The following is a 25,548-nucleotide window of genomic DNA, read 5'->3' as shown; positions in this document are numbered from 1 at the left end:
TGTTTATTTTAAGGGGTAAGTGGCATTTTCTCGTTCAAATTTGGCTAGAGCCGATAATAATTTATAAGCAGCTATATTATTAGCTAGTTGCGCATTGGTGTACTGCGATCGTGCATCTATTGTTTCCAAGTAGCTGTTTACACCTTCGTTAAATCCGCGAAGGATTAAGCGTTGATAACTACCTGCAGCTTCCAATTGCACTTTGGAACTTTCATAATTCTTTTGAGCAGCCAAGAGTTCATTTTTCGAAACCTTTGCAGATAGCTCCAATTGTTGCTTTGCCATATCCAGTTTATTCTTGGCTTCTTCAACGGCTATTTGACTCTCCTGTATCTTCAGCTTATTGCGGTTACCATTGAATATGGGAAAGGTCAATTGTGCACCTATCATATAATACTGGGACTGCCTGGAGACTTTCATTCCTTCAGCTTGTGAACCTAAATCTAAGAAAGCACTTAGCTTCGGAATAAAGACTTGCTTATTCATCTGAATCATAGACTCCTGCATGGCAATGTTATAATCCAATGCTTTGAGTTCTTCGCGTTCTTTCACATCTACCTCCAAGCCTAGAGCTTGAATACCATTTGCCTGCTGCTTAGTTTCAACTTGTTCTATTGGGCTTTCCGCATCACGGTTCAACAAGGCATTGAAATAATATTTCGCGTTCTTGACCTGTTGGTCAGCCTCAGCTATCTTAGCATCATGCTGTGCCAGTTCCGCATTTGCACGGATGACATAGGCCGGCAATCCTTTTCCAGCTTCCAGTAATTTCTCATTTACCCGTCTGCCCTCTTGCGCCAGGATCTTCGCATTTTCATAAATACCTCTAGCTTCTAATGCACTCAGGTAATTGAAGTAGGCAATCTTAATATCCTTTACCAACTCCCGCTGATATTGCTCCAACTCCTGTTGGCTCATTTTAACCACTTGTTCCCGTATATGCTTATTATGTTTGATATCGGTATTGATAATCGGAACAGCGGTTCTAATCTTTGCATCGTAATAATGCTGAGGCAAGAAGTTGATTTGTTGATTTTCAATCTGTGGGAAAGCTTGACTTTGGGTAAGCTGATTTAAGGTGGTATAAACCGGATTTAACATATCCCCAATTGGAAGATCAATGGAACGACCTCCATCGGCATGGGAATAAGTCATCTCAAAGGATATATTGGGTAAATACATGGTTCTTGCAGCATCCAAACCATTCATTGCTCGTTTGAGTGAAAGATTCTTGGAAACTAGTAGTAGGTTGCTATCCAGACCCTGTCGGATATATGTTTCCAATACCTGGTCCTGAGCCTTAACCTGCCCTATGATGAGAAGGAACAGAATTAATAGACTAACTAAACGTTGGGGTATCTTCATGTTAACAGTGTTAAGTAAGTGTTTAAAATTTTTTATTTTGCGTCTAGCATTAATTTCAATAAAACTTGAAAAGAAGAATAAATCATCTCTTTGCTGCTTGATTTTGCACCGATCACATCAATCACATGATCCAAATGCTGAGTCAGGTATAGGGATACTAAACCATGTACCGTTGCCCAAGCTTGTAAGGTAACATCCTCGGCTTGCATGCCTTGAAAATAACCTTTCGATTGACATTCCAATACCGTATTTCGGAGAAAGTCCAGCACACGCTCCCCTTCCAGCCAATGCTCTTCATCGCAGTTATGGTTTAAGAAGTCCATTGGTTCCCGCATCATAAACATAACCTCATAATATTCAGGATTATCCAATGCGAATTCAATGTAGTTTTTACCAGCTGCCTTAAGCCTTTCGTATGGATCTTCCACCACAACCAAGGGCATAAAGCGGTCTCGTAGTAATCCGAATCCAACTTGATGCAGGTTATAAATTAAATCGTTCTTGTCTTTGTAATGTAGATAAATACTCGTTGGACTAAACCCAATCTCTTGCGCAATCTTACGAATCGAGGTAGATTCATATCCCTGTTGCACAAAAAGCTTTTTTGCAGCTTCTAGTATCAGTACTTTTAAATCTTCTTTTGGTTTTTGCTTCTTCACCCTATTTCTAATATTTTCAAAACAAAACTACTTAACAGTGTTAAGTAGTTCTTATTAAATTTAAACAAAAGACATTTAAATGACAATTAAACGTTTATATGCTACCTTCTAAAAACCAAAAAAGGGCAGCATGTACATGCTACCCTTATCAACTAACCACAACTAATTTTACTTCACCTCTATTTGTCTTTTCGCTATTTTCGCTTCCTCTTTTTTACCAATTGTAATGGCTAAGACACCATTTTCATACGAAGCGTCGATATTCGAATAATCTACTACTTCTGGAAGGGTAAATGATCTGGAGAAAGAAGTATAGCTAAATTCTTTTTTGCTATATGTTTTTCCGTCTTCTACTTTTTCTTCTTGTTTTTCTACAGAAATACTCATGACGTTCTTGTCAACATTGATTTTGAAGTCAGATTTCTGTAAACCCGGAGCAGCTAATTCAATGCTGAATGACTCTGGGGATTCTGTAATGTTTACCGCAGGTACTCGAGTAACTAAACGGTCTGTGATGAATGAATCATTGAAAAGATTATCAAATACATTGTTTACAAATGGATTCACTGCATCAGTGTTGTAAGATTTTCCAGGTAATTTAATTAATGCCATGTTATTATTCCTCCTTATTATTTTTTTAAATTTTATCGTTTTCTTTATTCAATTATATCTACCTCTATTCAATCAACGTACCAATGCAAAAAATTGATATTTACAAGACAAATTGTCTTATAAGGACGCTAACACCAAGCCATATTGTCATAGATAGAATTATATCCACATGACAATTAAGGCTTTACATGAAAGCAACAGTATAAAGGAAAAATGGTTTTAATTAATCTTTTTTATAATATAGGGAGACTACAGAATTGGCAACATCGCCACCGAAAGGCGGATTTACCTTACGAATTCTAACTTCAATTTCTTGGACGAAGGAATAGGATTCTATCAGCATATTCAAAATATCCTCTGCTGCCGATTCTAACAATTTACGCCTTGGACTCATGACCTCCACCAATATCCGATAAAGCTCTTCGTAATTAATGGTATTGCTGATATCCTCAGCATCTGGGTTCTTAAATGGGAAACTTACTGATACGGTCACAAAGAATTCATTTCCTAAAATTTGTTCTTCTTCATAAAACCCAATTGGGGAATAAAATCGAACTTCTTCTAAGGATACCTTTTGAATAATCTGTGCCATTTTATGTAAAGTTTTGATGATTGTTAAATAAAAATAATCAATATTCTTATATTAATACAAATAAAAAACTCAACCTATGTCCAAGCAATTCCTAATTCTAGGCTTATTAGCCTTATCCCTAAGCAGTCATGCACAAACAAAATTCCTACCACAGGACACCGAATTTTATAGCCCCGTCCCTCCTTCCGTCAAGACTTCGGCTCATGCTGCACCAAGTGACGCGATCGTTCTATTTGATGGCAGTAACCTGAACGAATGGCAAAGTGACAAGCAGAAAGATCAAGCAGCCTCCTGGACCATCAACAAGGACATCCTAACGGTAAAACCCGGAGCTGGTGCCATTCGTACAACTCGGGAGTTTGAAGATTTCCAACTGCACCTGGAGTGGAGAAGCCCGGAAGTTATTAAAGGCGAAGGACAAGGTCGGGGTAATAGCGGCGTATTCCTACAAGGGAAATATGAAATACAGATCCTGGATAATGACGACAACAAAACCTATGTAAATGGCCAAGCCGGAAGCATCTATAAACAAAGTGCGCCATTGGTTGAAGTCCGAAAACCAGATACCGGCTGGCATACCTACGATATTATCTATACAGCACCACGATTCAACGAGAATGGTCAACTCCTAAAAAGAGGAATAGTTACGCTATTGCACAATGGGGTATTGGTTCAAAACAACACCGAATTGCAAGGAACCACTGAATACATTGGAATGCCTAAAATGATCCCTCATGGAAAAGGTCCCATCATACTTCAAGACCATGGCAACCCCGTATCCTTTAGAAACATTTGGATCAGGGAGTTGAAGTAACGAACGGAATGTCTGCCCGTTTTTTTGACAACAGATGATAGACACAAGACAACTAGACCTTTTAAGCTGTTATGAAGTTAGGGCAAAGACGGGCGATGCCTGCATGGCCCCTACAAACAATCGTGAAAATATGGGCAATTATTACCATAGCTGTAGGTCGAAGCACGCTTCGACCATTTAATTTTATGGTAATAAATCTTGTGTTAAAAAGGATTTGAATAGTTTAAAGATCTTTCACCTTCGGTGCAAGATGACGTGCTTTGGGAGGGTGATGGAGACTCTTCGCTCTGCTCTGAGTTGTAAGTAGCAGAAAGCTTGCTATAAAAAGGTTAGAATTCGCATCAAATATGCATTCAAAACCATAACTATTAAAACCATAATTCGCTATAGGTCTTGGTACTAACTACTCCATACTAAATACTATTTCAAAGGGGTTTCCTTCGACACTCTTTCGGATCTCCTTCGGAACTTGTTCGGATCTCGTTCGGATCTCGTTCGGTTAGAAGCGAACGAGATCCGAACGAGATCCTTATCAGATCCAAGAAAATTCCCTAGGGTTCTCGAACTCAACCCAAGTGAAAACCCGACTTCATACGAATGAAATATTAACAAAGCACCTCAGATTGTAACTTGTCATCACAGACTTATTCAAAGGTTATAAAACAATAAACAGCATATTGGAAAAAGTTATTCCATAGCAGGACAATTCTTACAAGGAGAACTATCTAAAAACAAGAAGATCCAAACCTATTTGGCTTGGATCTTTTGAGTCTTATAAAATTTATGATCTTTATTTCAATAGGTTCACGGAATAAAGGTCTTTACGTCTGTCTTGCAAAATTTTGACCGTACCGTATTCATGTAGATCACGTAATGCGGTTAAATCTACATCGGCAATAAGTACCATCTCCGTATTCGGAGTTGCCTCTGCCTTAATGGCATTATTAGGGAAAGCAAAATCTGATGGTGTAAATACGGCAGATTGCGAATATTGAATATCCATGTTGTTGACACGCGGCAAGTTACCTACCGAACCAGCAATCGCCACATAACATTCATTTTCGATGGCACGAGCCTGTGCACAAGAACGAACGCGGATATATCCATTTTGCGTATCGGTCATAAATGGAACAAATAGAATTTGCATTCCTTGATCGGCAAGGATACGGCTTACTTCCGGGAATTCCACATCATAACAAATCAACAAACCTACTTTACCACAGTCGGTGTCAAACACCTTGATTTCACTACCGCCTACCAAACCATAGTATTTGAATTCATTCGGGGTAATGTGAATTTTCTTATAAGAGTCCAAGCTACCATTTCGGTGGCATAGATAAGAGATGTTATACAATTTACCACGTTCAATGATCGGCATGGAACCAGCGATAATATTCACGTTGTAGGATACGGCGAATTGCTGAATCTTCTCAATAATTTCCTTGGTATGTTCTGCTAATTTCTCCATAGCTAAACGCTCCGGAAGCTCATTGTAAGGGCTCATTAATGGCGAGTTGAAAAACTCCGGGAACATGATAAAGTCTGTTCCATAATCACTAACGGTATCTACAAAGAATTCTACTTGATCGTAGAACTCCTGCAGGTCTTTGAAATGACGCATCTGCCATTGCACCAAGCCCAATCGGATGGTTTGCTTTGAGGCCGAGAATGATTTAGCTAATGGCTCGTAATAGATGTTATTCCATTCCAATAGTGTAGCTACTTCCATGGATTCTGTATCCTCAGGCAAGTAGTTCTTTAAGATCTTTTTGACGTGAAAATCATTGGACAATTGAAAGGTTAAGGTCGGGTCGTAAATCTCCTTACGCTTTACCTTTTCAATATAAGTCCTTGGGGTCATGCTATCCGCATAATTGTGGTAATTCGGAATACGACCACCAGCAATGATACGTTGCAAGTTCATTTCCTCACACAGCTCTTTACGCTGATCGTACAACCTTCTACCTAGACGCAGGGACCGGAAATCCGGATGCACGAAAACTTCGATACCATAAAGCGTATCCCCCTCATAATCGTGTTTCTCAAACTTTCCATCATCTATGATGCTGTAATATTTATCGTAAATATTGGTTTTTTGGGAATTCAGAATAATGGATAATGCACAAGCCACCACTTTACCATCCACCTCGACAGCTATTTGTCCTTCCGGGAAAATATCAATGAGGTCAACAATATTCTCTTTTGTCCATACATCGCCCAAACCTGAATAGGCTTCAGCCATAGACTTCTTTAAATCCTTATAATCTTTTTTCGTAAGGGTCCTTACTTTAATATCCATATATTTTTTGCTTAATATGCCGGAGACGACAATATACTTAAATAATCAAATCCCATTCCAATTTTACGGTACAAAGGTAAGTAAAGGCTATGTGAAGGGCATTATTTCCAAATTAATTACCCAATACCGACAAAAAAAAGCCAGTTTTCATCAAACTGGCTTTCCTTTGGGTAATTGAAATGATTTTACGCTTCACCTTTGGCTCCGCCAAAGTTTAACGGAAAAGGAATATCTCTTGAGTTTATCGCTCCGTTTTGTCCTTCAAAACGTTGAATATTTTCCTGTAATGCTTTCAACAATTGTTTTGCATGCTCAGGGGTTAAGATCACGCGTGATTTTACCTTTGCCTTAGGTACTCCGGGCATCAAACGAACGAAATCCAATACAAATTCGGTATGTGAATGCGTGATAATGGCTAAGTTTGAGTAAACACCTTCTGCCATATCTTCTGTTAATTCAATGCTAATTTCTTGATTTTCTGGCAAATCTTGATTCTGGTTATCCATGGTTTTGTATGATTGTTTTTATTTACTAAACGTTCTGAAGTCCTGGTCTTTCTGAATGGAAAGTACCATTTCGTAGATTAATCGGATGACATTATCCACATCATCCATATGGATCATCTCCACTGTCGTATGCATATAACGAAGCGGTAGAGAGATCAAAGCAGAAGGCACACCGCCATTGGAGTAAGCAAATGCATCTGTATCTGTTCCGGTGAATCTGGAATTTGCTTGCCTTTGAATCGGGATGTTATTCTTTTGAGCAACCTCAATCAATTGTCTATTCAAATTAATCTGTACCGCAGGTGCATAAGATACGACAGGCCCTTTCCCGCAGGTCAAATCGCCTTGGGTAATCTTATTGATCATTGGCGTATTGGTATCATGCGTAACATCCGTCACGATCGCTACATTTGGTTTAATGTATTGTGCAATCATTTCAGCCCCACGAAGACCAATTTCTTCCTGCACAGAGTTGACGATGTACAAACCAAATGGCAGTTTCTTTTTATTTTCCTTAAGTAAACGAGCTACTTCAGCAATCATAAAACCACCGGCACGGTTATCCATAGCACGGCCTACGTAATAACGATTGTTAAGCAGCATAAACTCGTCCTCATAGGTAATGACACAGCCCACATGTATGCCCAATTCTTCCACCTCCTCTTTCGAAGTACAACCGCAATCCAGGAAGATGTTTTTTAAAGTAGGCGCTTCTTCTTTTTCTCCTGAGCGTGTATGGATTGCTGGCCAACCGAAAACGGCCTTTACAATTCCTTTATCCGTATGAATGTTCACTCGTTTAGAAGGCGCAATTTGATGGTCAGAGCCACCATTACGGATCACATAGATAAGACCATCTTTAGAAATGTAATTCACAAACCAGGAAATTTCATCGGCATGTGCCTCAATAACTACCTTATAAGTAGCTTTCGGGTTGATGATCCCCACTGCAGTTCCATAATTATCAATGTATGTTTCATCCACATAAGGTTTAAGGTAATCCAACCACATGCGTTGTCCTGCCCATTCAAAACCTGTTGGAGAGGGGTTATTGATATATTTTTCAAAGAATTTCAGCGACTCGGAGTTGACCACACGTGCTGGTTCTTGTACGATATTTGATTTTTTAGCCATAGCCTTTGTTTATTCGGCACAAAATAAGTATTTCTTGAATTTTCGCAAAAATAAAAACCGAAACCTTATCTTTACGAACCTTAATATTACCGTATGATCGATTTTTTAAGTTTTATTACTTGGGACCCTGAACCCGAAATATTCAAGATTGGCTCCTTCGGAATCCGCTATTACTCTTTATGTTGGTTGTTAGCATTTGTTGCTTCCTACTACTTTATGTTAAAGGTGTTTAAGCGCGAGGGAAAATCACAGGAACTCTTAGACAAACTTACTATTTATATTTTTGTAGGTACCTTAGCAGGAGCTCGTTTAGGGCATTGCTTATTTTATGATTGGGCGTACTACAAGAAGCATTTTTTAGAAATCTTCATTCCCTTCCAACAAATTAACGGGGAATGGCATTTAACAGGTTTTACAGGATTGGCAAGTCATGGTGGCGCAGTGGGTATCCTGATTGCGCTATGGTTGTTTTCGCGTAATACGAAGACGAACTTCATGTGGATTGCAGACCGCTTAATGTTGGTGGTACCGATTGCCAGTGCCTTTATCCGTATTGGTAATTTCTTCAATTCGGAGATGATCGGAAATCCTTCCAACCTTCCTTGGGCCATGATCTTCAGTAAAGAAGGTGCTATCACGCAAGGAGTGGTGGATACTATTCCGCGTCACCCGGCACAATTGTATGAAGCATTGGCTTATACCTTAATTGCCATTATATTATGGGTAATTTACAATAAGAATTCCAATCCACGTCCAGGTAAACTATTTGGTATTTTCTTAATCCTTGCCTTCAGTGCGCGATTCTTGATCGAATTTGTAAAAATTGATCAGGTAGCATTTGAAGAAGGTATGCTATTGAATATGGGACAAATCTTAAGTATTCCATTTATTCTAGTGGGTGTCTTTCTGCTATTTAGAAAGCCAAGTGAAACCCCACAGAAAAAATAATATTCGCCCTGCCTTTTGGCAGGGCTTTTTTCATACATGCTACTATGTCCATTACAAAATCAAACACTAAACTCACCTTACTTATTCTCGGCCTATTGTCTGCAATAGGTCCCTTTTCCATCGATCTTTACTTACCAGCATTTGACACGATTGCACATGATTTCAATACACAGGTTGAAAATGTACAATTATCTCTTACCTCCTTTTTTGTAGGGATAGCTTTTGGGCAGATTATTTATGGTCCCTTGCTTGACAAATATGGCCGTAAAAAGCCCCTATTGGTTGGATTAGCTATATATGTAGTAGCTTCCATTTTGTGTGCTTTTACCCGCGATATCAACCATTTGATTCTACTGCGTTTCTTACAAGCATTAGGTAGCTGTGGTGGTATGGTCGGCGCTAGAGCGATGGTGACGGACTATTACTCCAGCCGAGAAGCTGCCCGAGTATTCAGTTTATTGATGCTGGTGATTGGGGTATCGCCTATTTTAGCTCCAAGTATTGGTGCGTTTATGTTGCAGCATCTTGATTGGCATTTCATCTTTATTTTCTTGACCATCCTAGCAGCTCTAATATTGGTAGGAACAAAATTCTTTCTACCGGAAAGTTATGCGGGCAATAAGGATCTTTCATTGGCACCAAGTTCCATCTTAAAGAATTTCTGGGAGGTACTTTCCAACAGGACTTTTATATCCTATTGTTTAATAGGCTCTATTTCTTCGGCAGGCACCTATGCCTACTTAGCGGGTTCATCCTATATCATGCAGTCCATTTTTGGTTTAAGTAAATCGGAATATGGATTAGCCTTTGCGTTTGTAGCATCAGCGATGATTATAGCCACCCAATTAAACCGATGGTTTCTAAAGCGCTGGTCATCGGCTCAGATATCTAGGATTGCTAATATTTGGCAGGCTGCTGTAGGAATCTTGATGATACTGGCTATCGCATTAGATATGCTAAGTTTCCCCGTATTATTGATTTTGATTTTTATGTTTCTATTTGGTTATGGATTCATCTTTCCCAATACGTCAGCCATTGCCTTATCACCATTTAAGGCATTAGCCGGTAGTGCATCTGCCCTATTGGGTTGTATTCAAATGGCTATCGGTGCTTTGGCATCTGCAGTGGTCAGCCTTTTGCACAATGAGACTGCTTGGCCCATGTTATCGGTCATGTGCGCTGGTGCGGTGGCATCACTTATGCTGCACGGCTTTGTGCGTCGATATGTCAAGACGAATACCGATTTTTAATCGAATAATAAAAGCAAATAGAAAAGGCTTGGAAGATGTTCCAAGCCTTTTTTATATGATTAATTGCTGTTACTTCGTAAAGCTGTCTATCGCCAAGCGATAGCTGTCTAATCCAAAACCTACGATGATTCCTTTGCAGTTTTTAGAAAGATAGGATTGATGTCTAAAGGCTTCTCTTTGGTGAACATTGGAAATATGCACTTCTACTACCGGTGTATTGATGGCTGCTATGGCATCTCCTAATGCGACCGAAGTATGGGTATAAGCACCTGCGTTAAATACAATTCCATCCCAAGAAAAACCAACCTCATGCAGTTTATCGATTAATGATCCTTCCGAATTACTCTGGAAATAGCTAAGCTCCAAATTTGGAAATTGGGACTTCAACTCTTCAAAGTAAGTTTCGAAAGATTGATCACCATAGATACCTTTTTCTCTTACCCCTAAGAGATTTAAATTTGGACCATTGAGGATTAATATCTTTTTCATCAGTTTGAATTAGGCTCTAAAGATAGCATTATCCTACATATCTCCATAGAAATTGCGGAAACTAGAACGCAATCCGAAGTTAATCACACCGGATTTTTGTGTTGGGTTTCCCTCAATTCTGTTATAGCGTTGAGTATAGCCCAATTCTACTCGTAAATTATATTTTGGGTTTAAGACATAGGCAGCTTTAAAGTCCGCAAAGAATAATTCATTCTTCACGCCTTGTCCAATTTTATTTCCATATACATTTGGCGCGGTATTGTATGATTGGAAGATATCACCTCCGTAATTAATATATCCACCCATACCATCGCTAGGATCTGTACCGAATTTGCTGTAAAGTCCTTGTACAGAGAAATCAAAGCGGTTCCAGGAATAATTCGCCAAACCAATCAATTCACGGAAATTCGCTCCTCTAGGATGCGCCAAAGGTTCCCCTCGATTGGAGTAATTGGAGATAGACACAAAATGCTGGTAGGTATAAGGACGTACAAGGTTGTATTCACCAAGAATATTTAAATTCTGTACACCAAATATGTTGAATGCTTTTGCACCTAGCTGTGCACCCCATTTATTATGCTTATATCCCTTATTTGAAAAGAATTCTTTGGCTGTAAACTCCCCTAACAAAAACTGACCATACACAGTCGCGTTCTTTAAGACTTTATATTTGGCATTTAAACCTAGGAACATCTTGTCTGGAGAAGTACGATTGGCATTTTCTACAGCACGCAAAAACATTACCGGATTCAAATAATTAAAATCAAAACCACGTTTTCCAGCTTGAGTTTTATTAGCCCAAGTTACCGCTTGGAAGAACCCAATGGATAATCTATTTGTAGCATTATAATCCAAGTATTGAAATGCTCCCCATTTAATACCATCACCATAGCGACCACCCGAATTCAGTGAATCCGTACGTGGGTTGCGAGGATCGTTCATGTAGGCCCAAATGGACGTATACTGCACATTACCAACTTTACCAGTCACTTTTAGGTGCGCATAATTGGAAGAAAAATCAGAAAGCAGTACCGAACGATAACCGTCTCCAATAAAGTTTTTATCGTATGCTAATGTTGTTTGCAAGTAATCGGAAAAATCATAGGTTGCATTGGCCGTAGCATACATCCAATCCTTTTCTCTGTTCATTTGATTTTTCACTGCTGCTTGTCCTGGAACAACCATGGATCGCTGCACATACTCATCAATATAATGTGGGAATACAGCTTGGTTTTCAAAGAAATTACCGTAGAATGTAAATTTATCTTTGATGGTCACACCTGCCTGAACACCACGAGTATTCAACCAAGTCGAACGTTTATCTTCATTGATTAACTCCTTCCCTATCAAAAAGTCTGGTAAGACATCTAGATAAAAACTATGGTCTTCTTTTTCTACCTGAACCAAATGTTCATTGAAGATTTTTCGCATGAACCAATTGTCTGAAGAAGTTGGATTTAAAGATTGTATAGAATCCATCTTCTCCAACAAGCGTCCCTTAAACAGATACGGTTTAGAAGAAGTATGATAACGGGTTTCCGTTGAGTATAATTCCTCATCGTATTTCTGATAATGTTGATAAGAGTATGGTTGATTCTTGACTTGTGCATGTAATGGACTGAGGTACCCGAGGGTCAGTAATCCGCCTATTACATAGGATACGGTCTGCTTCATAAATAAATTAATCGAGTTATTTGGGCTATACTATCAAATTCTATTCCTAAAAGTTCTCAAAGGTACGTTTATTCCGACAGGCAATATCATTTTTAGTTAAATAAGTAGCTAAAACGTTTATTCTTGCTATAATATTTGCCATACAATTTGTATATTGGGACAATAAATCGATAAATAACCCATAAAGAACCATATGAAGCGAAGAACTTTTTTACAGAATTCAGCCCTTTTAGGTGCCGGTATGTTTGCCAGCAAATTATCATTTGCTGACTTCCAGACGGTATTTCCTACGGTACGTGTCCCTTTAAAAGACCGTCATTTCAACAGCAAAGCTGTTGAGGATATGATCAAAGAATTTCAAAAGAATGTGGCCGATAAAGAATTAGGTTGGTTATTCAACAACTGTTTGCCAAATACCTTAGATACGACCATTTATGACGAAACAAAAGGAAATCGTAAGCTGACCTATGTAATTACAGGTGATATTGATGCCATGTGGCTTAGGGACAGTAGTGCTCAGGTATGGCCATACCTCCCTATTATGAAAAAAGATCCGAAGTTAAAGGATCTGATCTTAGGATTGATTAACAAACAATCGGAATGCATCAATATTGATCCATACGCAAATGCCTTTTACAATGACCCAACGAAAAAAGGGGAATGGTTTTCTGACCATACGGCGATGAAGCCCGGAATCCATGAGCGTAAATGGGAAATTGATTCACTATGTTATCCGATTCGTTTGGCTTATCATTATTGGAAAGAAACCAATGATAAAACACCATTTGATGATGTATGGGTAAAGGCACAAGAAAATACCTTAAAGACTTTTATCGAACAGCAACGTAAAGATAGCTTAGGACCATACCAATTTAGTCGCACAACCTCCAGAGGTTCAGATACCTTACAGGTAGATGGCTATGGTTATCCTGTAAAACCTGTTGGACTAATCGTTTCGAGTTTCCGTCCATCGGATGACAGTAGTGTTTTTCCTTTTTTAATACCATCAAATTTATTTGCTATAACCAGTTTAAGACAATCGGCTGAGATCTTAAGAAAAGTAAAAAACAACACAGAATTGGCTTCTAAGATGGAAGCTTTGGCAAATGAAGTAGAGGCTGCAGTTAAACAATATGGTATTGTAGATCACCCTACGCATGGACGAGTTTATGCATTTGAGGTCGATGGTTTTGGCAGCTACCTGATGATGGATGATGCGAATGTACCTAGCTTATTGGCTTTGCCATACTTAGGAGCTGTGGATGTAAATGATGAAGTTTACCAGCGCACCAGAAACTATATATTATCGGACAAGAACCCATTCTTTTTCAAAGGGAAATTTGCAGAAGGAATTGGTGGTCCACATATCGGTCGTGACATGATTTGGCCAATGTCCATTATTATGCGTGCGATGACTTCAACCAATGATGAAGAAATTCGCGAATGTGTACAAACGTTGAAAAGAACGCATGGAGACACAGGTTTTATGCATGAGTCGTTCCACAAAGACGATCCGAAGAAATTTACGCGCCATTGGTTTGCATGGACCAATACATTATTTGGCGAACTATTATGGAAAATTTACAAAGAAAAACCATCTTTGCTTAAATAAAGGATTTCCCAATTTGCATGTTCAGCACTAAGGGGAATCCTCTTAGTGCTATTTTTATTTACAATGTCGACAACATACCCTGCAGGCCCAATTGGAATATTTGATTCCGGATATGGAGGTCTAACCGTTTTCAAGGAAATCTATAAACAACTACCCCAATATGATTACATCTATATAGGGGATAATGCCCGTGTGCCTTATGGTACCCGTTCCTTTGAAACGGTCTATGAGTTCACGAAACAATGTGTATTCAAACTTTTTGACCTGGGTTGTAATTTGGTAATCTTGGCCTGTAACACCGCTTCTGCAAAAGCCTTGCGCAGTATTCAGCAGCATGACCAACCAGAAGGCAAGAAAGTATTGGGTGTTATCCGCCCTACTGCTGAAGTTGTAGATAAATTTAGTAAAACCAATAAAGTGGGGATATTAGCGACTCCTGGGACGGTTAATTCGGAGTCCTATGTAATTGAAATCAACAAGTTCCATCCACAGATGGAAGTCTTTCAACATGCATGTCCTTTTTGGGTACCTCTGGTGGAAAACAATGAATTAAGCAGTGAAGGAGCGAACTTCTTTGTAGAACAAGATATCAAGGAGCTTTTGGCAAAGTCGCCGGATATGGACACCATCCTATTGGCTTGCACGCATTACCCTTTATTATTGCCTCTAATCGAAAAATACACCCCAAAGGGAATCAACATTATCTCGCAAGGTGAAATCGTTGCAGCAAGCCTTATTGACTATTTAAAGAGACACCCGGAGGTGGAGAGCCAATGTAGTCAAACAGGAAGTCTACAATTCTTTACGACAGATGACCCATTGGATTTTAACAATAAAGCGGAGATCTTTTTTGATCGGAAAATAGCCTCAAATTTTATTAAGGTTTAAGCGTTATTTCAGTGAAACGACTATAAAAAAAAGCTACTTAAAAAGTAGCTTTTCTTATGTCAATTGCCTTTTGCTTGTAGCGCTAAAGCATAAAGTTTCATTTGTTTGACCATTGCCAATAATCCATTTGCACGGGTTGGGGAAAGGTGTTCTTTCAATCCAATTTGTTCGATGAAGTAAAGTTCTGCATCGGCAATTTCTTTTGGTGTATGCCCCGAAAGTACCTTCACCATTAAGCTTACTAATCCCTTTGTAATGACCGCATCGCTATCTGCAGTAAATTCTAATTTGCCATCTTTCATTTCGGGATACAACCATACTTTGGATTGGCAGCCTTTAATGATGTATTGATCTTGTTTATTAGACTCTTCAATCAAAGGCAATTCTTTTCCTAACTGAATGATGTACTCATACTTTTCCATCCAATCGTTATAAAAAGCAAAATCATCGATTAACTCGTCTTGTATTTCGTTTATTGTCATAAGTTCTTTTGTAATTATTAGACCAGCATGGCCACTGCTCGTTTCACTCCTGCTACCAGCGCATCAATTTCTTCCTTGGTATTATAGACCGCTAAAGAAGCACGTACGGTACCTGGTATTTCAAACTGCTCCATGATCGGTTGAGCACAATGGTGCCCTGTTCGAACAGCAATACCCAATTTATCCAGGATGACACCGATATCGTAAGGGTGAGTACCATCGACCACAAAGGATAGCACGGAAGATTTTTCTTTTGCAGTACCAATCATACGAAGGCCATCAACTTCTTTAAGTTTCTCGGTAGCATAAGCCAACAATTCATCCTCATAAGCTTTGATATTTTCAATGCCTAATTCGTTGATGAAATCAATGGCAGCATTTAGGGTTATACCCGCTTCAATATTTGGAGTTCCAGCTTCAAATTTAAAAGGAAGCTCGTTGTAGGTTGTCTTCTCAAAGGTTACATCCTTGATCATATCTCCTCCACCTTGGTAAGGAGGCATTTGGTTTAACCAGCTTTCTTTACCATAAAGCACGCCTACTCCTGTAGGACCGTACATTTTATGGCCTGAGAACACCAAAAAATCAACATCTAATTCTTGAACATCAATCTTAATGTGTTGTACAGCTTGGGCTGCATCGACTAAGACTGCTGCACCTTGCTGATGTGCCAGTTTTATGATTTCCTTAATGGGATTGATTGTTCCTAAAGCATTAGAAACATAATTCACAGCTACCATTTTGGTCTTGGAACTCAATAATGCTTGGTAAGCGTGCATATCCAGTTCACCGGCTTCATTCATAGGGATAACTTTCAACACGGCTTTTTTCTGTTCACAAAGCATTTGCCAAGGCACAATATTACTGTGATGCTCCATGGCGGAGATAATGATTTCATCACCCTCATTCACAAAAGCTTCACCATAACAAGTGGCTACCAAGTTAATGCTATCGGTCGTACCCTTCGTGATGATCACCTCATAATCATGTGCAGCGTGAATAAACTCTTGTACTTTTCGGCGTGTTACCTCAAAGGCATCTGTTGAAATCTGGCTCAAGTAGTGTACACCGCGGTGCACATTACTGTTCATGTCGGTATAATAAGCTATAATAGCATCAATAACAGCTTGTGGTTTTTGAGTTGTAGCACCGTTGTCTAAGTAGATGAGCGGCTTTCCATTCACCTCACGCTTTAAGATCGGAAAGGATTGACGGATTGCTTGTATATCTAAGTTGTTCAATTTTCGTTGTTTTGATAAAAGTTCTACAAAGTTAATATATAATAAAAACAATCGGGCTATCCTTACGTTAATTCAGGGGATTTATTGCTGCCATTGTGATGTTAAAATGACCATGAATGGTGGAAAAGAAAGAAAATGCAAAATAATCTCTTATTTGGGAAAGGTAAATCCTAAAATTTAAACCTATATTAAATATACTTTAATTATCTTTGTTTAATTATGCAAGAACAACCTTTAAATATCCCAGAAGGCTCTAGAAAAGAGGTGATGGCCTATTTGGAACCATTCATGTTAAATGAAATGTCCGAATACTTAAAACCTGTGGAAGAGATGTGGCAACCGGCTGACTTTCTTCCAGATGCATCAAGAGACACTTTTTTCGAAGAAATTCGGGATTTACAGGAAAGTGCAAAAGAATTACCATATGATTTAGTGGCAGTATTAATTGGTGATACGGTTACTGAGGAAGCACTCCCTACTTATGAGTCTTGGTTGACCATGGTTGATGATGTAGATAAGAATGAGCAAGGTGGATGGATGCGTTGGGTTAGAGCTTGGACTGCAGAGGAAAACCGCCATGGTGATTTGCTGAATAAATACCTTTACCTTTCTGGAAGAATTGATATGCGTCAATTCGAAATCTCCTTACAGTATTTGATCAAAGATGGTTTTGATATTGGTACGGGAGCAGATCCATACAGAAATTTTGTTTACACCTCCTTTCAAGAATTAGCAACCAATGTTTCGCACAGAAGAGTTGCTGCTCTTTCGAAGAAGTCAGGAGATAAATTATTAGCAAAAATGTGTGGTGTGATTGCCTCAGATGAAGCAAGACATGCTAAAGCTTATATGTCCTTTATTTCTCAAGCCTTTGTAGTCGATCCTAGTGAGGTGATGTTGGCATTTGAAGACATGATGAAGAAAAAAATCGTGATGCCTGCACAATTCTTAAGAGAATCTGGTGAGCCACAAGGTGATGCCTTTGCACACTTCTCTGATGCTGCACAACGTTTAGAGGTTTACACCGCTATTGACTATGTAGATATCCTTAAAGAGCTGATCAAAGAATGGAAAATCGATCAAATCTCTGGATTAAACGAAAAAGGTGAAAAAGCTCGTGATTATTTGATGAAACTTCCAGACCGTCTTTTACGATTAGCCGATCGTATGAAGATCCCTGAAAAACAATATAACTTTAAATGGATTTATTAATTCATTTGAATTAAAATAGAAAAAGGCGTTTCGAGAGGAACGCCTTTTTTAATGCTTAAATATTAGTTGTAAATATATAATATTATACAACCTAAGTTACTCTTTTACAGCAACATTAAGCTATCAAACTGATTAGGTATCTTATAGGTAATTATACCGTCATTTTTATTCGGAAATTCGTTATTACATCTAAACATTGTGTATATTTACTTGTCATACTAATAATTGTTATGCTAAAAGAACAATTCAATCAATATTCCTTCATTTTGGACCGTACGGCCCGAAAGGTAAAGCAATATGCGCAGTCATCATTTTCTAGTAATGGGATTGATTTGACGGTTGATCAATGGTCGGTTTTAAAGACCCTTTATGAGCAGAAGGATTTAACGCATAAGGAACTTGCGGAGAACTGTGGAAAGGATCAACCAACGATGACTCGAATTATAGATTTATTGCTGAAGAAAGGTTTGGCACAACGGGTGGAGAATCCAACAGATCGCCGCAGCTTACATATTCAACTGACAGAGAGTGGTGAGCAACAAGTCAAAAATTTGGCACCTATGGTTAAGGAATTTCGTATGAAGGCATGGGAGAATCTCTCGGATGAGGATTTCCAACATTTTACAAGAATATTAAATCAAATCTATTCAAACTTAGATACTATATAGCTATGATAACAACAGATATTTGCATTATCGGAGCTGGACCTGTCGGTCTCTTTGCTGTTTTTGAAACCGGATTATTAAAAATGCGCTGTCATTTAATTGATGCCCTACCCCAGATTGGAGGACAACTATCCGAAATCTATCCACATAAACCAATTTACGATATCCCGGGATACCCGAGCATAACGGCTCAGGAGTTGATCGATAATCAATTGAAACAAATTGAGCCCTTTAAGCCAACCTTTAGCTTAGGGGAACGTGTGGATGGCTTGGAGAAGCAAGAAGACGGCAGTTATATCGTGGTTGGGTCTGAAGGCACCCAAATTCACTGTCAAGTTGTGGTTATTGCTGGAGGTTTAGGCTGTTTTGAACCTAGAAAACCAGAGATTCAAAACTTAGCGAATTATGAGGGTAAGCAAGTTCACTACATGGTTAAAAATCCGGAGAATTTCCGTGATCAACGTATAGTGATTGCAGGAGGAGGAGACTCTGCATTGGACTGGACCATCTTTTTAAGTGAAGTAGCCAAAGAAGTAACCTTAGTGCATCGAAGCGATAGCTTCCGTGGAGCACCTGATTCTGCAGAAAAAGTCTATCATCTTGCACAGGAAGGTAAGATTAACCTTCTACTCTCGCATAATTTACATGCCTTAAATGGAAATGGTCACTTGGAAAGCATTTCCTTGAGTAATAAAAACAAGGAAGAAGTTCAGGTGAATACGGACCACTTTATCCCACTGTATGGATTAAGCCCAAAATTAGGTCCTATAGCCGATTGGGGATTAACGATCGATAAGAATGCGATTGAAGTCAACACATTTGATTATTCGACCAATATAGAACGTATTTATGCCATTGGGGATATCAATACCTATCCAGGTAAGTTAAAGTTAATTTTATGTGGGTACCATGAAGCTGCATTGATGGCGCAAAGTGCCTTTAAATATGTTTATCCGGATCAGAAATTAAGTTTTAAATACACCACCGTAAATGGGATTAATGCATTTTAAGCTATGGAAGATATTATAACCATAAAAGTAGAAGATCGAGATGGCAGTATTCAGGAAGTGGAAGTGCCTACGGATATCAATTTGAGCTTGATGGAAATACTGAAGGCTTCGGAGTACGATATATTGGCCACTTGTGGCGGAATGGCACTTTGTGCGACCTGTCATGTGGAGGTTTTGGCGGGAATGGAAGAATTACATGAAGCTGAAGATCAGGAGTTGGATATGCTCGATACTTTACCCGATGCAGATGCTAACAGTCGACTAGCCTGTCAGTTACGATTAGGTCCTCAAAACGAAGGCCTATTTGTGAAAATAAAGGGTAGTTTACAATAAAAGAAAATATAGTGTACTTTTAACACTTAGCAAGGTAGAATTAACCCACTGAGAACAAAGAAGATAGCAGATTGTTCAATTAAGAAAATGGCTCTTAATCTAAATTTAATGCAATTATTTACTAAATAATGCAGGAAAATGTCAGATATTTGTGCCTTATTTTAAAATTCTTACAAAGAGAAAAGTATTATGTTACTAAATCGTTCTGAGAGAAATTTCCCAAGAGTTATCGTGATAGGTGCAGGCTTTGGTGGTGTTGAATTAGCACGCCGCTTAAAGAATAAAGAAGTAGAGGTTTTATTAATTGATCGAAATAATTACCACACTTTTCAGCCATTGATGTACCAAGTAGCTACAGGTACGTTGGCATCAGATTCCATATCTTTTCCTCTACGTAAGATGTTTAAGAATCAAGATAATTTCCGTTTCCGTTTGGCTGAAGTGTTACGCATTGACGCGGAGCAGAAAATTGTACACACTTCGGTAGCCGACTACGATTACGATTATCTGGTAGTAGCAACAGGTGCAACAAGTAATTTCTTTGGAAATAAAGAAGTAGAAAAATATTCCTTACCTATGAAGAATATCGTTGAGGCATTGAATATTCGTTCTTACATGATTCAGAATTTAGAAGAGGCAGTATTACGTAAGAATTCAGAAGATCGCCAGCGATATTTGAATTTCGTTGTCGTAGGAGGAGGTCCAACAGGAGTTGAACTTTCTGGAGCGATTGCGGAATATCAACAACATATGCTTAAGAAAGATTATCCTGAGCTCTCTACTTACGACATGAAAGTGTATTTGGTAGAAGGTACTGGTAAAATCTTAGGTGCATTATCTGAGAAGTCGTCCCGAGATGCCGAACGTTATTTAAATGAGCTTGGTGTTAAAGTTACTTTGAACACTGTAGTAACTGGATATGATGGCAATACAGTAACCTTATCCTCCGGAGAGCAAATTCCTTCAAAAACCCTTTTATGGGGAGCAGGCGTTATGGGGCAAATGCCAGAAGGCATTGACCCAGCGATTATCGAGCGTGGAAACCGTATCCGTATCGACCAACAATGCCGGGTAGAGGGATTAAAAGACGTCTATGCCATTGGAGATGTTTCAGCAATGATATCGGAAGAAAACCCACGTGGTTTACCAGGAGTTGCTCCAGTAGCGCAACAGCAAGGTAAATATGTGGCTCAGCATATCATGAATATATTAAATAATCAAGAGACCGTAGATTTCAAATACTTTGATAAAGGATCTATGGCTACCGTTGGAAGAAATCGTGCGGTAGTAGATATGGGTAGTTTTCATATGAAAGGATTTCTAGCATGGGCAACCTGGATGTTTGTGCATTTGGTTTCCATATTTGGATTTAGAAACCGTGTGGTAACTTTTGTAAACTGGAGCATTAAATTCCTAACGAAGAACTCCGGTATTCGCTTAATCATTCATAAATACCACAGGCCTGAGACAATCAAGGCAAACGAAGAACTGCAAAACCTTAAAACAAATTAAAATAAAAGAGAACCCTATCCAAAATCGGATAGGGTTTTTAATTTCATCTCCCTACACTCTTTTCTTTTTTAATTTTCAGGTTAATATTATGTGAATCTTATAAAAAAATCCTATTTTAAGATTTGAATTTATTAGCAGAAGCATGGTTGAGTTAATAGCCTTCGGAACAATCCTATTTGTATGTATTTATTGGTTGGTATTTCCACCTAAAAAACCTAATTCCATTTTTGGCTATAGAACACCTTTATCCATGCAATCCTTGGAGAATTGGCAATTTGCCAATAATTATGCTCCTCGACTACTAACTCCCTTTATTGCATTAGCTTTTATCTTGATTGTGGTACATAAAATTACACCATTCTTTTATGCTGAGCCACTGGCTGTAGGATTATTGTTTTCGGGTATTTTACTTACACTAATCCTAACAGAAAATCAACTTCGTAAAAGAATTAACAACAATAAATAATAGCGATTTCCCAACATATTATACCTAATAACCTTATATACACCCTTATTATTGTTAAAAAATGTTAACTCTCATGTCTTTACACACGAAAGGCACGAGGCTTGCGTTTTAGTATTAAAGAAAGCAAAAGAGTAACAAGAGTAAAATAATTTCATAATTTAGGTTAATAATTGGTTTGGTAAAATCCTGAGGTTCCCCACCTCAGGATTTTTTTATTGGAGCTATCCTTATAATCTTCCAATTGTATCTATTCTACTGCATCCTTGCCTCTCTCCCAATATTTCGTATTTTTGAGAACCTCAATACAAACACGATACATCATGACAAACAAAGACATCTCAAAGGTTTTCAAATTATGTGGTCAATTAATGGAATTGCACAATGAGAATTCCTTTCGGATGAGGGCAATGACCACTGCTGCATTTAGAATTGAAAAACTTCCATTTTCTGCGGCAGATTCCAATTTAGAAGAGCTTAGCGAACAACCCAATATTGGCAAGAGTACTGCAGAAAAAATCATTCAAGTGGTTACTACAGGAACATTTCCTGAGTTGGATAAACTCATTGAAAAGACACCTGAAGGAATTATTGAAATGATGAAAATCAAAGGTTTGGGTCCTAAGAAAGTTCAAATAATATGGAAAGATTTAGAGATTGAATCTGTTGGGGAATTGTATTATGCTTGCAATGAGAACCGCTTAATTGAAGCCAAGGGTTTTGGACTTAAAACACAGGAGGACATCAAAAAAGCCATTGAATTCAGCATTGCTAGTCAAGGATGGTTCCTATATGCACGGGTAAAACCGTTTGCTGAAGAAGTATTTATACAGTTACAAAAACAAGCGGTGAATAAGCGGATATCCTTTACAGGAGATTATCGCCGTAAAATGGAGATCTTACAAGAGGTCGCTATTTTAATTGAGGCTGACCAAGCTGATGCCACTAGCATGGTTGAAGGATTAAAATATGAGTTAAATGTAGATCAAGAGCATTCTCAGGTTCGCTTTAAGGACGCTAATGGATATTCATTTGTCTTGAAAGCAAGCAATGCTAATGACTTTGCAAAAAACTTGTTAATAAGCACGGGATCTAAAGAACATCTTGAAGCTTTATCTAAAATAGGAGAAATAGGCAGTTTAAACTCTGAAGAAGCCATTTACCAATCCCTTGGTTTAGCTTATATCGAGCCAGAGCTGCGAGAAGGTGGCAATGAAATTGAATTAGCAAAGACAAATCAACTACCAAGTTTGATTACCTATTCCGATTTAAAAGGAAGTTTACACAATCACTCCACCTACTCAGATGGGGTCCATAGCCTTGCGGATATGGCTTCCTACTGTAAGGAGGAATTAGGACTGGAGTACTTAGGGATTTGTGATCACTCCAAAACTGCAGTTTATGCGAATGGATTGAGTATTGATCGCGTAGAACAGCAATGGGCAGAGATCGATGCTCTCAACCAAAAGATGGCGCCTTTTAAGATTTTTAAGGGAATCGAATCAGACATTCTTGCTGATGGTTCAATGGACTATCCAGAGGAGATATTGGCTAAGTTTGACTTTGTTGTTGCTTCGGTACATAGCAATTTGAAAATGGATGAAGAAAAGGCAACTGCTCGATTAATCAAAGCTATAGAAAATCCATATACGACCATTTTAGGACACCCAACTGGACGTTTACTTTTGTCTAGATCGGGATATCCGATAGATTATAAAAAAGTTATTGACGCATGTGCGGCCAATCAGGTGGTTATTGAGATAAATGCAAATCCATTACGATTGGATTTGGATTGGCGCTGGCATCAATATGCCTTGGAAAAGGGAGTCTTATTATCCATCAATCCAGATGCCCATAGAAAAGAGGGATTCCTAGATATGGAATATGGTGTTTATGTAGGAAGAAAAGGCGGATTGACAAAAGAAAAGTGTCTTAATGCCTTTAACCTAGAAGCCATTACCGATTTTTTTAGCCAGAAAAAGAAATAACCAAACACCTAATTATGATAAACAAAGGAAAAGCTATCTTGAGTGGACTTTTATTGCTTGCAGGATTGCAGCAAGGACAAGCTCAATTGATGAAAGCCAAAGAGATTTACAACAAGGCAGACTCTTTACGAGGACAATTGACTCCATTAAGAACCTGTTATGATGTACTTTATTACCATTTAGATGTTAAAGTAGACATAGATAACAAGTTCATCTCCGGTAGTAATGAATTCAAATTCAAAGCTGTAGATCGATTCAATAAATTGCAATTTGACTTATTTGACAACCTTTCGGTTGATAAAGTCGTATATAAAGGTAAAAACTTAGAATTCAGCAGAGAGTACAATGCGGTTTTTGTCAATTTCCCTGAGTATATCGAAAAAGGGAAAGAGGACTCTTTTACAGTCTATTATTCCGGTAATCCCATTCAGGCCACTCGTGCACCTTGGGATGGTGGATTTGATTGGAAAAAAGACAGCAATGGTAAGCCTTGGGTTGCTACGGCATGTCAGGGATTGGGAGCCAGTGTTTGGTGGCCAAACAAAGACCATCAATCGGATGAACCCGAAGGCATGATGATTTCAGTTGCAGTACCAAATGGCTTAATGAATGTCTCCAATGGTCGATTGGTTAAAACAGAAAAATTAAAGGATGGATATACCAAGTACCACTGGCAAGTAAAAAATCCAATTAACAACTATAATGTGGCACTTAATATAGGTGACTATGCCCATTTTAAAGAGACCTACGCAGGTGAAAAGGGCAAGTTGGACTTGGACTATTATGTGCTAAAGGAAAATGCTGGTAAGATTGATTTCCTAAAGAAAAATGCCAACGAAACCCTAAAAGCTTTCGAGCATTGGTTTGGTCCTTATCCTTTTTATGAAGACGGTTATAAATTGGTTGAGACTTCCCACCTTGGCATGGAGCATCAGAGTGCCATTGCTTATGGAAACAAGTTTCAGAACGGTTATTTGGGACGCGATGGTTCTGGCACTGGCTGGGGCATGAAATGGGACTTTATCGTAGTTCATGAGTCAGGACATGAATGGTTCGGGAACAATATTACCGCAAAAGATCTGGCAGATATGTGGATTCATGAAAGTTTCACTAATTATTCGGAGGCTCTTTTTATTGATTATTTCTATGGCAAGAAAGCTTCACAAGCTTATGTTAATGGCAACCGTACTGCCATCCAAAACAACAGTCCATTACAAGGTCCATACGGTGTCAATAAGGAAGGTTCTGGGGACATGTATAACAAGGGCGGCGTGTTACACAATATGATTCGCACGATGCTGGAAGATGATGATAAGTGGCGTGACTTATTGAGAGGCATGAACAAGCAATTTTACCATCAAACAGTAGATTATAACGACATCTTAAGCTACATGAATGAACATACCGGAATCGACCTGACAAAAGTGTTTGATCAGTATGTCCGTCATAAAGGAATCCCTACCTTAGAAATCAAAGAAACACCAAAAGCAGGAACATTCTTAATCCGTTGGATTTCAGAGGTCGACAACTTTAAAATGCCGGTTCATATATTCGATAAAGATGGCAAGGCAATACGAATTCAAGCGACGAGCAGATGGACTACGCATAGCTTTGAAGGATTGACCAAGGAGAGCATAAAACCTGACACCTTTAACTATTATATTGGGGTTAGCATACAATAATTTACAAGGATAAACGTTAGCAATACCATATGTCGAAAAAAATAAAAAGCTAAAGGAATTTTACTACAGAATTATCTTTTTGGCTTTATATAAAAACCATTTTTTTTCATTAGGTTTG

The 25,548-nt window shown here is 38.5% G+C and carries 24 protein-coding genes; 13 read left to right on the top strand and 11 right to left on the bottom strand.

Annotation, left to right across the window (positions count from 1 at the left end):
- Positions 1–3 precede the first annotated feature (3 nt).
- The 4 genes from ABD676_RS06005 to folB all read right to left on the bottom strand — a co-directional run bounded on the left by ABD676_RS06005 (position 4) and on the right by folB (position 3,228).
- Positions 4–1,365: a TolC family protein gene (locus tag ABD676_RS06005; RefSeq protein WP_344673690.1), complete on the bottom strand. Its 1,362-nt coding sequence runs from the start codon at positions 1,363–1,365 to the stop codon at positions 4–6.
- 32 nt (positions 1,366–1,397) lie between these two features.
- On the bottom strand, positions 1,398–2,024 hold the full coding sequence (locus tag ABD676_RS06000; protein ID WP_344673689.1) for a TetR/AcrR family transcriptional regulator: 627 nt from the start codon (positions 2,022–2,024) through the stop codon (positions 1,398–1,400).
- Between the two features lie 168 nt (positions 2,025–2,192).
- Positions 2,193–2,636 carry an Hsp20/alpha crystallin family protein gene (locus tag ABD676_RS05995; protein WP_344673688.1) on the bottom strand — a complete coding sequence of 148 codons (444 nt, stop codon included), beginning with the start codon at positions 2,634–2,636 and terminating at the stop codon, positions 2,193–2,195.
- Positions 2,637–2,859: 223 nt separating this feature from the next.
- The gene (gene folB / locus ABD676_RS05990; protein ID WP_344673687.1) at positions 2,860–3,228 is read right to left on the bottom strand and encodes a dihydroneopterin aldolase; all 369 of its coding nucleotides are present in this window, start codon (positions 3,226–3,228) and stop codon (positions 2,860–2,862) included.
- A gap of 76 nt (positions 3,229–3,304) precedes the next feature.
- On the opposite strand from folB, the gene ABD676_RS05985 reads away from it, so the two are divergent.
- Entirely contained in the window at positions 3,305–4,042 is a 738-nt protein-coding gene (locus ABD676_RS05985; RefSeq protein WP_344673686.1) for a 3-keto-disaccharide hydrolase, read from the top strand.
- A 790-nt stretch (positions 4,043–4,832) separates the two neighbouring features.
- On the opposite strand, the gene ABD676_RS05980 is transcribed toward ABD676_RS05985, so the two are convergent.
- The 3 genes from ABD676_RS05980 to ABD676_RS05970 all read right to left on the bottom strand — a co-directional run bounded on the left by ABD676_RS05980 (position 4,833) and on the right by ABD676_RS05970 (position 7,981).
- The gene (locus ABD676_RS05980) at positions 4,833–6,341 is read right to left on the bottom strand and encodes a carbon-nitrogen hydrolase family protein (RefSeq protein ID WP_344673685.1); all 1,509 of its coding nucleotides are present in this window, start codon (positions 6,339–6,341) and stop codon (positions 4,833–4,835) included.
- Positions 6,342–6,526: 185 nt separating this feature from the next.
- Positions 6,527–6,847: a DUF3467 domain-containing protein gene (locus ABD676_RS05975; RefSeq protein WP_344673684.1), complete on the bottom strand. Its 321-nt coding sequence runs from the start codon at positions 6,845–6,847 to the stop codon at positions 6,527–6,529.
- Between the two features lie 18 nt (positions 6,848–6,865).
- Positions 6,866–7,981, bottom strand: a complete 1,116-nt coding sequence (locus tag ABD676_RS05970) for a M42 family metallopeptidase (protein WP_344673683.1) — start codon at positions 7,979–7,981, stop codon at positions 6,866–6,868.
- A 93-nt stretch (positions 7,982–8,074) separates the two neighbouring features.
- Here ABD676_RS05970 and lgt point away from each other — a divergent pair, with 93 nt between their 5' ends.
- Together lgt and ABD676_RS05960 are read left to right on the top strand one after the other, a co-directional pair.
- Entirely contained in the window at positions 8,075–8,929 is an 855-nt protein-coding gene (gene lgt / locus ABD676_RS05965) for a prolipoprotein diacylglyceryl transferase (RefSeq protein ID WP_344673682.1), read from the top strand.
- A 44-nt stretch (positions 8,930–8,973) separates the two neighbouring features.
- The gene (locus ABD676_RS05960; RefSeq protein WP_344673681.1) at positions 8,974–10,179 is read left to right on the top strand and encodes a multidrug effflux MFS transporter; all 1,206 of its coding nucleotides are present in this window, start codon (positions 8,974–8,976) and stop codon (positions 10,177–10,179) included.
- A gap of 69 nt (positions 10,180–10,248) precedes the next feature.
- Here the strand turns inward: ABD676_RS05960 and aroQ are convergent, their stop codons facing one another.
- On the bottom strand, positions 10,249–10,668 hold the full coding sequence (gene aroQ / locus ABD676_RS05955; protein ID WP_344673680.1) for a type II 3-dehydroquinate dehydratase: 420 nt from the start codon (positions 10,666–10,668) through the stop codon (positions 10,249–10,251).
- Between the two features lie 33 nt (positions 10,669–10,701).
- Positions 10,702–12,342, bottom strand: a complete 1,641-nt coding sequence (locus ABD676_RS05950; protein ID WP_344673679.1) for a gliding motility protein RemB — start codon at positions 12,340–12,342, stop codon at positions 10,702–10,704.
- A 193-nt stretch (positions 12,343–12,535) separates the two neighbouring features.
- Between ABD676_RS05950 and ABD676_RS05945 the strand changes: the two genes are divergently transcribed.
- A complete protein-coding gene (locus ABD676_RS05945) occupies positions 12,536–13,954 on the top strand; it encodes a glycoside hydrolase family 125 protein (RefSeq protein WP_344673678.1) in 1,419 nt (472 codons plus the stop codon).
- 63 nt (positions 13,955–14,017) lie between these two features.
- Positions 14,018–14,842, top strand: a complete 825-nt coding sequence (gene murI, locus ABD676_RS05940) for a glutamate racemase (RefSeq protein ID WP_344673677.1) — start codon at positions 14,018–14,020, stop codon at positions 14,840–14,842.
- 59 nt (positions 14,843–14,901) lie between these two features.
- Here the strand turns inward: murI and ABD676_RS05935 are convergent, their stop codons facing one another.
- Positions 14,902–15,324: a SufE family protein gene (locus tag ABD676_RS05935; RefSeq protein WP_344673676.1), complete on the bottom strand. Its 423-nt coding sequence runs from the start codon at positions 15,322–15,324 to the stop codon at positions 14,902–14,904.
- A 17-nt stretch (positions 15,325–15,341) separates the two neighbouring features.
- A complete protein-coding gene (locus ABD676_RS05930) occupies positions 15,342–16,565 on the bottom strand; it encodes a SufS family cysteine desulfurase (RefSeq protein WP_344673675.1) in 1,224 nt (407 codons plus the stop codon).
- A 219-nt stretch (positions 16,566–16,784) separates the two neighbouring features.
- Here ABD676_RS05930 and ABD676_RS05925 point away from each other — a divergent pair, with 219 nt between their 5' ends.
- The 8 genes from ABD676_RS05925 (at position 16,785) to ABD676_RS05890 (ending at position 25,430) form a co-directional block, all read left to right on the top strand.
- Positions 16,785–17,777 (top strand): acyl-ACP desaturase, encoded by a 993-nt coding sequence (locus ABD676_RS05925; protein ID WP_344673674.1) that lies wholly within the window; start codon positions 16,785–16,787, stop codon positions 17,775–17,777.
- Positions 17,778–18,007: 230 nt separating this feature from the next.
- Positions 18,008–18,445 (top strand): MarR family winged helix-turn-helix transcriptional regulator, encoded by a 438-nt coding sequence (locus tag ABD676_RS05920; RefSeq protein ID WP_344673673.1) that lies wholly within the window; start codon positions 18,008–18,010, stop codon positions 18,443–18,445.
- A gap of 2 nt (positions 18,446–18,447) precedes the next feature.
- Positions 18,448–19,452 (top strand): NAD(P)/FAD-dependent oxidoreductase, encoded by a 1,005-nt coding sequence (locus ABD676_RS05915; RefSeq protein WP_344673672.1) that lies wholly within the window; start codon positions 18,448–18,450, stop codon positions 19,450–19,452.
- Between the two features lie 3 nt (positions 19,453–19,455).
- Complete coding sequence (locus tag ABD676_RS05910) at positions 19,456–19,785, top strand: 2Fe-2S iron-sulfur cluster-binding protein (RefSeq protein ID WP_344673671.1); 330 nt, start codon at positions 19,456–19,458, stop codon at positions 19,783–19,785.
- A gap of 189 nt (positions 19,786–19,974) precedes the next feature.
- On the top strand, positions 19,975–21,297 hold the full coding sequence (locus ABD676_RS05905) for an NAD(P)/FAD-dependent oxidoreductase (RefSeq protein WP_344673670.1): 1,323 nt from the start codon (positions 19,975–19,977) through the stop codon (positions 21,295–21,297).
- Positions 21,298–21,439: 142 nt separating this feature from the next.
- The gene (locus ABD676_RS05900; protein WP_344673669.1) at positions 21,440–21,763 is read left to right on the top strand and encodes an SdpI family protein; all 324 of its coding nucleotides are present in this window, start codon (positions 21,440–21,442) and stop codon (positions 21,761–21,763) included.
- A gap of 320 nt (positions 21,764–22,083) precedes the next feature.
- On the top strand, positions 22,084–23,748 hold the full coding sequence (locus ABD676_RS05895; protein WP_344673668.1) for a DNA polymerase/3'-5' exonuclease PolX: 1,665 nt from the start codon (positions 22,084–22,086) through the stop codon (positions 23,746–23,748).
- Between the two features lie 14 nt (positions 23,749–23,762).
- Positions 23,763–25,430, top strand: a complete 1,668-nt coding sequence (locus ABD676_RS05890; protein ID WP_344673667.1) for a M1 family metallopeptidase — start codon at positions 23,763–23,765, stop codon at positions 25,428–25,430.
- Positions 25,431–25,548: the final 118 nt, after the last annotated feature.

The organism is Sphingobacterium kyonggiense (genome assembly GCF_039536825.1).
Taxonomy (GTDB): domain Bacteria; phylum Bacteroidota; class Bacteroidia; order Sphingobacteriales; family Sphingobacteriaceae; genus Sphingobacterium; species Sphingobacterium kyonggiense.
This window is presented reverse-complemented; position numbering and strand designations above follow the sequence as displayed.

What these genes read in the sequence shown, in the direction of transcription:
- ABD676_RS05970 (WP_344673683.1), bottom strand. Translation starts at nt 7,981, where the DNA reads ATGGCTAAAAAATCAAATATCGTACAAGAACCAGCACGTGTGGTCAAC.
- ABD676_RS05920 (WP_344673673.1), top strand. Translation starts at nt 18,008, where the DNA reads ATGCTAAAAGAACAATTCAATCAATATTCCTTCATTTTGGACCGTACG.
- murI (WP_344673677.1), top strand. Translation starts at nt 14,018, where the DNA reads ATGTCGACAACATACCCTGCAGGCCCAATTGGAATATTTGATTCCGGA.
- ABD676_RS05900 (WP_344673669.1), top strand. Translation starts at nt 21,440, where the DNA reads ATGGTTGAGTTAATAGCCTTCGGAACAATCCTATTTGTATGTATTTAT.
- ABD676_RS05945 (WP_344673678.1), top strand. Translation starts at nt 12,536, where the DNA reads ATGAAGCGAAGAACTTTTTTACAGAATTCAGCCCTTTTAGGTGCCGGT.
- aroQ (WP_344673680.1), bottom strand. Translation starts at nt 10,668, where the DNA reads ATGAAAAAGATATTAATCCTCAATGGTCCAAATTTAAATCTCTTAGGG.
- ABD676_RS05935 (WP_344673676.1), bottom strand. Translation starts at nt 15,324, where the DNA reads ATGACAATAAACGAAATACAAGACGAGTTAATCGATGATTTTGCTTTT.
- ABD676_RS05905 (WP_344673670.1), top strand. Translation starts at nt 19,975, where the DNA reads ATGTTACTAAATCGTTCTGAGAGAAATTTCCCAAGAGTTATCGTGATA.
- ABD676_RS05895 (WP_344673668.1), top strand. Translation starts at nt 22,084, where the DNA reads ATGACAAACAAAGACATCTCAAAGGTTTTCAAATTATGTGGTCAATTA.
- ABD676_RS05890 (WP_344673667.1), top strand. Translation starts at nt 23,763, where the DNA reads ATGATAAACAAAGGAAAAGCTATCTTGAGTGGACTTTTATTGCTTGCA.
- ABD676_RS05995 (WP_344673688.1), bottom strand. Translation starts at nt 2,636, where the DNA reads ATGGCATTAATTAAATTACCTGGAAAATCTTACAACACTGATGCAGTG.
- ABD676_RS05915 (WP_344673672.1), top strand. Translation starts at nt 18,448, where the DNA reads ATGATAACAACAGATATTTGCATTATCGGAGCTGGACCTGTCGGTCTC.
- ABD676_RS05975 (WP_344673684.1), bottom strand. Translation starts at nt 6,847, where the DNA reads ATGGATAACCAGAATCAAGATTTGCCAGAAAATCAAGAAATTAGCATT.
- ABD676_RS05960 (WP_344673681.1), top strand. Translation starts at nt 8,974, where the DNA reads ATGTCCATTACAAAATCAAACACTAAACTCACCTTACTTATTCTCGGC.
- ABD676_RS05985 (WP_344673686.1), top strand. Translation starts at nt 3,305, where the DNA reads ATGTCCAAGCAATTCCTAATTCTAGGCTTATTAGCCTTATCCCTAAGC.
- folB (WP_344673687.1), bottom strand. Translation starts at nt 3,228, where the DNA reads ATGGCACAGATTATTCAAAAGGTATCCTTAGAAGAAGTTCGATTTTAT.
- lgt (WP_344673682.1), top strand. Translation starts at nt 8,075, where the DNA reads ATGATCGATTTTTTAAGTTTTATTACTTGGGACCCTGAACCCGAAATA.
- ABD676_RS06005 (WP_344673690.1), bottom strand. Translation starts at nt 1,365, where the DNA reads ATGAAGATACCCCAACGTTTAGTTAGTCTATTAATTCTGTTCCTTCTC.
- ABD676_RS05950 (WP_344673679.1), bottom strand. Translation starts at nt 12,342, where the DNA reads ATGAAGCAGACCGTATCCTATGTAATAGGCGGATTACTGACCCTCGGG.
- ABD676_RS05910 (WP_344673671.1), top strand. Translation starts at nt 19,456, where the DNA reads ATGGAAGATATTATAACCATAAAAGTAGAAGATCGAGATGGCAGTATT.
- ABD676_RS05925 (WP_344673674.1), top strand. Translation starts at nt 16,785, where the DNA reads ATGCAAGAACAACCTTTAAATATCCCAGAAGGCTCTAGAAAAGAGGTG.
- ABD676_RS05980 (WP_344673685.1), bottom strand. Translation starts at nt 6,341, where the DNA reads ATGGATATTAAAGTAAGGACCCTTACGAAAAAAGATTATAAGGATTTA.